The organism is Streptomyces sp. NPDC051677, from assembly GCF_044453465.1.
Lineage (GTDB): Bacteria > Actinomycetota > Actinomycetes > Streptomycetales > Streptomycetaceae > Streptomyces.
Map to the genome: position 1 here is coordinate 1 of NZ_JBITCT010000123.1, position 7,220 is coordinate 7,220.

Below are 7,220 nucleotides of genomic sequence, written 5' to 3' on the forward strand. Positions count from 1 at the left end.
GAAGGGCGCAACAGCGGACCCTCGATGCTTGCGCTGCCGCGAGGATTGGTCCTGTTCGAGGCACTGTCGGGTCTTCAGCGAGGGTGAGGCAGCCCCGGTCTGATGTCGGCGGAAACGCCGTCGGCTGTGGAAGGCCTCGTGGAGGGTGAGGCTTCCGCGCGGGTGCTGGCCCGATGGGCTGGCAGCGGATTCCGGCCTCTGCTGCAGTCCCAACCGGCTCATCGCGCACCGGAGTTCGTCGGAGGTGTACTCGCCACCGCTGCCTGCATACGCGATGCAGTCGGACTTCGGTCGACCACGTTCGCCAGTCACCGCCCAGCGCGTCGACGACCAGGGATGCGCCGTGGGACTCGGCCTTCGCACGGCGGTTGGCGGCGCACAGGAGCCCTGGGCCGGACCGGTCCGGGACTCCAAGAACAGTTCGACGCGACGTTCGCCCGCGACCAGATGATCAGGCCTGTAACTGGACGCTCGGCGGCTACCGCACCACGCTAATCCGGCAGATCACCCAGCAGGCGCATGCCAAGATCATCGGCACTCAGCCGGAGAGACTGGATCACCAGGGCGCCATCACTACGCCCCAAGGCAATCCTCTTCGCGAAGGCCCAGGACAAGGCCAGGCGGCGCCGCAACGACGAGCTGAGGCAGCACCTCGTCGGAATGACCGTGCTGCAGGCGGAGAAGCTGGAGGCAACGGATCGACGAGAGTCCGCCACTGCGGGATTATGCGCAACTACTGGTCATGCTGCCGCTGCTGATCCGCCGGCCGAGGGGTGGGATTCGGTGGCCGTCGGTCCCAGGCCGTCGAGATACAGTCCGGTGGCCCAGTTCTTGAGGCAAATCCAGCTTCCGCCCGGGACGATCGACCACCCCAGTTGGTGGCTGAGTCGGCTGGCCATTGAGCGGGGATGCGCGAGATGCCACTGGCGCTGTTGGCGGGAGCGGCGCGTCGATGACATCCAGCGTGAGGCTGTGCTGCTTGAGCAGCTTGGGGATGACGAAGGCTGGCCCGATGCCAAGGGCCAGAGGCACAGCCTCCTGCGCGGCCGTCCAGTGGCGCCCACGCACCCCCGGTCAGAACGCCGTTTCGCCGGCGCTCACAAGCCGTTCGAGCAGAGGTGCCGGTGACCAGAACTCTCCGTGGGCCTCATGGAGTTTCTGGATCTTGCGCAGCGTCACGTCCAGTCCGATGTCCTGCGCGTAGTACATGGGGCCGCCACGGTACGCGGGGAAGCCATACCCGTTGACGTAGACGACGTCGATATCGGACGCCCGCTGGGCGATCCCTTCCTCCAGCAGCCGTGCGCCCTCGTTCACCAGGGCGAAAATGCAGCGGTCGAGAATCTCCTGATCGGAGATCGTACGTCGTTCGATCCCTGCGTCCGCAGCGCGTTGCTCGATGACCTGATCGATGAACGGATCGGGTATCGGCGTGCGGCTGCCCTTGTCGTAGCGGTAGTAGCCCGCGCCGCTCTTCTGTCCGAAGCGTCCGGCCTCACAGAGCTGGTCGACCATCGCCGAGTACCGCAGGTGCTTCGGGAGGTTGGACAGCCTCTGGGTGGCCAGACGGATGTCGAGACCGGCCAGGTCGGACATGGCCAGCGGTCCCATCGCCAGGCCGAAGTCGCCGAGGGCTCTGTCGATCTGCTGCGGCGTCGCCCCTTCCTCGAGCAGGAAGTCAGCTTCACGCAAGTACGGCGCGATCATGCGGTTACCGATGAAGCCATCGCAAATTCTGGCGAGAACGGGGATCTTCCCGATCCTCTGCGCAATCCGCATGCTGGTCGCGATGACATCGCCGGACGTGGCGTCACCACGGATCACCTCCAGCAGCTTCATCACGTTCGCCGGGCTGAAGAAGTGCAGGCCGATGACGTCGGCCGGCCGGGTCGTGGCCCGGGAGATCTCGTCGACGTCGAGCCGTGAGGTGTTGGATGCGAGGATCGCACCCTGCCTGCAGACCTTGTCGATCCTGCCGAACAGTTCCTTCTTGACGTCGATGTCCTCGAAGACCGCTTCGATGACAAGATCCGCGTCCGCGGCGGCAGCGAGGTCCAGGGTGGGATTGATCCGGCCGAGCCGCTCGGCGACCTGGTCGGCAGTGAGCTTTCCCTTCGCTGCCGTGGCTTCGTAGTTGCGTCGAATGGCGTCCAGGCCGCGGTTCAAGGCGGCCTGGTTCTGCTCGATCAACGTGACGGGGAACCGGGCGTTGGCGAAGGCCATCGCGATGCCGGCTCCCATGGTCCCGGCTCCGATGACCGCGACGTGCTCGACCGCGCGGACCGGGGTGTCGGCGGGCACGTCGGCGACCTTCGCCGCTGCCTTCTCGGCGAAGAAGACATGCCGCAGTGCCTTCGACTCCGAGCCCTCCAAGAGCTGGTTGAACGCGTTGCCCTCGACGGCAAGGCCCTCCTGGACGGGAACACTGGTGGCCGCCTCGACACAGTCGATGGCAACGCGCTGGGCCAGACCGTTGCGGGCGTTGGACGCAATCCCCTTGCGTGCCGCGGCGAAGTCGAAGCCCTCGGGATCGGGCGTCGGCAGGTGGTCGACGACCTGCGTGGCGCCGCCGTCGGCGATGACCTTCCGGGCGAAGGACAAGCCCGCCTCGATCGGGTCTCCGGCGAACACGCTGTCGATGATGCCGAGTTCGGCGGCACGCCTGCCGCTCACCGTCGTGCCGTGCTGGATCATCGCCAGGGCTTCCCGTGTTCCGATGAGCCGCGGTAGCCTCTGTGTGCCGCCCGCTCCGGGGATGAGACCGAGACCGACCTCAGGCAGCCCGAGCCTCGCGTTGCCGTCCGCGATGCGGTAGTGGCACACAAGCGCGAGTTCCAGGCCACCACCCAGTGCGAAGCCGCTGATGCTGGCGATCACCGGCTTCCGCAGCTGCTGGATGCTGTCCCAGACCGTGCCAATCGTGGGCTCGGCCGATCCGGCCGGCGTATTGAACTGACGGATGTCCGCGCCTCCGCAGAAGCCCCTGCCATCGCCGACGATGATGACGGCCTTTACCGTGTCGTCCTGACGAGCCCGGGCGACTCCTACCTCGATCCCGGCCCGGATCGTGTCTCCCAGGCCGTTGACCGGCGGATTGGCCAGCAGGATGACCGCGACGCCGTCCTGTACGCCATAGCGCACGGTGGGCGACAAGTGGTGAAACCCCTCTGTGAAGCTCATGGGATGCATACCTTTCATGCACGACGGCTCAGCCGCCCTCGAATTTGGCTTTGCTGCGTTCGCTGAAGGGTTGGAGCTTCGCCTTGAGGTTCTCCCCGAGCACCGCCGCCTGGAGGTGTGGACGCACTTCACAACCACGTACTCGGCGCCCCAATGAGGGTCGTCACGGTGCCCGCTTGGCGGCTGTGCCGGGCGTCCACCAAGGCACCTGTCTGCCAGCCGGTGTAGGCCAAACCAGGTTGCCCACCGCCCGTTCCGGGGTGCGGGACTCCAGCACCCCGCGGACGGTGCCGCCGACCATCACGTCGCCGACCTCGACCGGTGTGGCATAACGCTCCGCCGCGCTCATCCGGCCGTGCATGAACGTGTTGAGCGACAGACAGATCGTGCGCAGTCACACCTGGCCGTCGGCGAGATCGGGCAGGTCGACGGTGTCGACCTCGAAGTCGCTGTCCTGCGGCCAGCCGGATCCGCACCGGTGGTAGCCAAGATCACGACGCCGGCACACCCGGCGCCTGTCCGCGTGACCGCTTACTCGCCTTCGCGGCCCCGCAGTTCTCTACGCAGTATCTTTCCTGCAGGAGATTTTGGAATGCTGTCGATAAACTCTACAAGACGGATCTTCTTGTACGGGGCGACGCGCTCAGCCACAAAATTGATCACCTCGTCGGCGTCAAGGTCCGGGCGCGTCGCGGAACGCTGAACAAATGCCTTCGGGACTTCTTGGCCAGCATCGTCCGTAACGCCGATGACGGCGGCGTCATTGATACCCGGATGCGCCAGAATCACAGCTTCCAGTTCGGCTGGCGCAACCTGGTACCCCTTGTACTTGATGAGCTCCTTGAGTCGGTCGACGACCCTGAATACTCCATCACTGTCTGCGGTCACGATGTCTCCTGTGTGCAGGAATCCATCGCCGTCCAGCGCGGCAGCTGAAGCTGCCGGATTATTGAGGTAGCCCCCCATGACGTTGGGCCCGCGGCACCAGAGTTCCCCCCGTTCCCCTGCCCCCACGTCTTTGCCGGTTTCCGGATCCACAACGCGGGCTTCGATGTTCGGCAAGAGGACGCCTACCGAACCCAGGTCGATGTCGGTCCGACCGAGGGGGACACCGGAAATACCAGGGCATGTTTCGGTCATCCCGTACGCCTGAAGGACGTGCACATCGAGCCGCTTGCCAAGCGCATGAGCGAGTTGTCCGTCCAGCGGAGCTGCCGCGCACAGGACGAATTCGACGCTGCTGAGGTCGTACTGGTCAACCAGCGGGTGCTTGACCAGCGCAATGGCGATCGGAGGCGCAATGAACAAGCTGTTGATTCGATGCCTTTCGATCACTTCAAGGAATCGCGTGAAGTCAAAGCGCGGCAGAGTGACCAGTCGGCCGCGACTGTGCAGGCACTGACTCATTATCAGAGTAATGCCGTAAATATGAAACAGCGGAAGTGCTGCAAGTACAGTTGAATCAGAATCCAGTTGAGCGAAGGAATGTCCCTGCAGAACTCCCGCGATGAGGTTGCGATGAGTAATCATCACACCCTTGGGCAATCCTGTGGTGCCTGCCGAATATGGCAACACCGCAAGATCTTCGGCAGCGGGGCGAGCTCGCACGGAAGGCGCCATCGTGGTGATGAAATCGGCCAATTCGGTCTCACGGACCGAGCCTGAGCCATCAACGGGACCAATGACGACAATCTCTTCGACGGAGGTACGCCCGTCCTCAACGGCGGTGCGGACGGAATTCAGTGCCGCCGATGAAGCGAAAACGATACGAGCACCGCAGTCGTGCAGTTGATACGCCAGCTCGCTCGGCGTGTACAGCGGGTTAGCGGGTGATATCACCCCGCTGGATTGGAGTACGCCGTAGAAGATGCTCGCGTATTCGATGCAGTTCTCCGTCACCAACGCCGCCACGTCTCCGTGACCGAAACCTCGTTCCGCAAGAGCTGATGCGATCCGGTCAATGGCGTGGATCAATTCTGCGTATGTGTATCCACGATCTGTAGCCGCATCCGTGATGGCGAGCCGCGGCGCATCTTCAGGAGTCAGTTCACCGAAGAGGAATTCGGTCACTGAGGTCTCGGGAACATTCACACCTGGGTGGTTGCTGCGAATAATCATCCTTGCCACTCCTCGTTGAGCGACTCAACAGTGATCATCTTGCTGTCATACGGGGAAGGTTGCGAAGACCTATCCCGGATGCCGTGAGAACAGTGCCTTACTCAGATCTTCCATAGGTGCTCGACGAACCAGTCCAGGGCTGCCTGACTGGTTTCTTCGAAATGCTGTACATACGTCTGGAAGTGTCCCCCCGGGTGGATGACCAGTTTCTTCGGATGCCGAGCCTGCTCGAAGACGTCCAGCTGGATCTCCGGGAAAGTGCAGGTATCGGTGCTACCTACGATCATCAGCAGTGGGGTTGGGGCCACATGTTGAACCCAGCCCGCCGGCTCGAACTCGACCATATTCCCGAGCGAACGGAGAGTTACCTCATTGCACCAAGTCGGAGTGGTGTCGGAGCCGGATTCGATGAACTTCTGGCTCACTGCCGGGGGCAAGGCACAGAGCTCACCCTGGGTCGTTGAGAATACGGGAATCATGGCCGGAGTCTTGCCCGCGAGTCGGGCGCGTCGATCCATGATGAGCCGTTTGTCGAGCTCCTCACGTTGAACCGGGCTGAACATCTGGCGCGAGTTGCGGTGCCCACTCACATTCGGGATCTGTGCGACAACACAGCGAACTCGGCGGTCGTCAGCCGCCAGAACCATCGCCAGGCCCCCGGCGAAGCTCGACCCCCACACTCCGATTCCGGCCTCTTGATCGACCTCGTCAAGAGTCTCGGCGAAGGTCAGCGCATCACGCCAATCGGCGATCTGACGGAGTGGGTCGACCTCAAGCCGGGGAGTTCCCTCGGAGGTTCCGAAACCCCTGTGATCGTAGACCAGTGCAGTAAAGCCGGCGTGCGCGAAGAAAGAGGCGTAGTGATCGATTTGTTCCTTTACTCCCGAGAAGCCATGTGCCATCACGATGCATGGCGCAGGCTGCTCGGATTTGGTGTGCAGGTACCCACGAAGGAGCGTTCCGTCTTCGGTGGTGAACTCTACATCGCGACGCATCGATTACTCTCCCGAGATAGGCTGACTTCACTGCTCACATTCTGTGGTGACGTCACGTTCGGTTGAATGCCGCGGTGGCAGAGACTATGAGCGTGAACAGGTTGGCATGGTCGGGATACATCCCGGTCATGGCCTCAATGACTTCCTTCGGCCGGGAGCTGCTCCTGACCGCCGTGCGGAAGTCCTCTATGTAGGCACGCGTCATGTTGAGAATTGCCGACCCGGGCTGGTCCGGTGCCTGGGGATGCTTGTGGCCGGCCACGACGGTGTTGGCGCCAAGCGCCATGAGTTGTTCCAGGCTGTCGATCCACCCCTGCCATTCGGCCGGCCCCCCGAAGGCGAGCATGGGATGGACATGGTTATAGGCCACGTCCCCCGCGATCACAGCGTTGAGCGATGGGATGTGCAGCACAGCGGTCGGAGCTATATCGCCTTGCCCTACTTCCACGATGCGCAGCTCGTGGCCCTCCAGGTGCAGCGTGTCCCCATCCGTGGGGAACGGCATCGGCGCCTGGTCGTCGACGTCGTCGCCAAACCAGCCCCGCCACTGCTTGATCTGCTCCCCGTGCTCCTTCTCGAACGCAGCGCAGACCGAGGGGGCCGCCACAGGGCGGGCTTCGGGGAACCGTGTGAGCAACTCCCTCAGGCCAAGAAAGTGATCGGCATGGGGATGAGTGATGTAAATGGTCGTCAGTCGCCGCCCAGAGCGCTCAATCATGTCGCCCAGGTTGACGACCTCGGAACGGATGAACTGGGTATCGACGAGGACCGCTTCGGACCTTCCGGTGATCAAGGTGGCAGTCGTGGGAGAGAACGACTCACCGTGTCGGCCGAACTCCCGGGTTGAGCTGGTGTAGACCTGCAGACTGAGTGGATTCTGTGGCACTGTTGCGCCTTCCTTTGGCGAGGCCAGTGGTCATGAGATCG

General features: G+C 63.2%; 5 protein-coding genes and 1 pseudogene. 1 reads left to right on the top strand and 5 read right to left on the bottom strand.

The annotated features are described in order from the left end of the window. Nucleotides 1-336: 336 nt before the first annotated feature. Nucleotides 337-618: pseudogene (locus ACIBAF_RS48970) on the top strand (Phenylacetic acid catabolic protein); the annotation flags it as partial. Between the two features lie 456 nt (nt 619-1,074). On the opposite strand, the gene ACIBAF_RS48975 reads toward ACIBAF_RS48970, so the two are convergent. From ACIBAF_RS48975 to ACIBAF_RS48995, 5 genes are all read right to left on the bottom strand, one after another. After that, entirely contained in the window at nt 1,075-3,180 is a 2,106-nt protein-coding gene (locus ACIBAF_RS48975; RefSeq protein WP_399473306.1) for a 3-hydroxyacyl-CoA dehydrogenase NAD-binding domain-containing protein, read from the bottom strand. Nucleotides 3,181-3,343: 163 nt separating this feature from the next. After that, entirely contained in the window at nt 3,344-3,574 is a 231-nt protein-coding gene (locus ACIBAF_RS48980) for a hypothetical protein (RefSeq protein ID WP_399473315.1), read from the bottom strand. 137 nt (nt 3,575-3,711) lie between these two features. Then, entirely contained in the window at nt 3,712-5,298 is a 1,587-nt protein-coding gene (locus ACIBAF_RS48985) for an AMP-binding protein (protein ID WP_399473308.1), read from the bottom strand. Nucleotides 5,299-5,399: 101 nt separating this feature from the next. Then, nucleotides 5,400-6,293: an alpha/beta hydrolase gene (locus ACIBAF_RS48990; protein WP_399473311.1), complete on the bottom strand. Its 894-nt coding sequence runs from the start codon at nt 6,291-6,293 to the stop codon at nt 5,400-5,402. Between the two features lie 52 nt (nt 6,294-6,345). Continuing rightward, nucleotides 6,346-7,179 carry an MBL fold metallo-hydrolase gene (locus ACIBAF_RS48995; protein ID WP_399473313.1) on the bottom strand — a complete coding sequence of 278 codons (834 nt, stop codon included), beginning with the start codon at nt 7,177-7,179 and terminating at the stop codon, nt 6,346-6,348. Nucleotides 7,180-7,220: the final 41 nt, after the last annotated feature.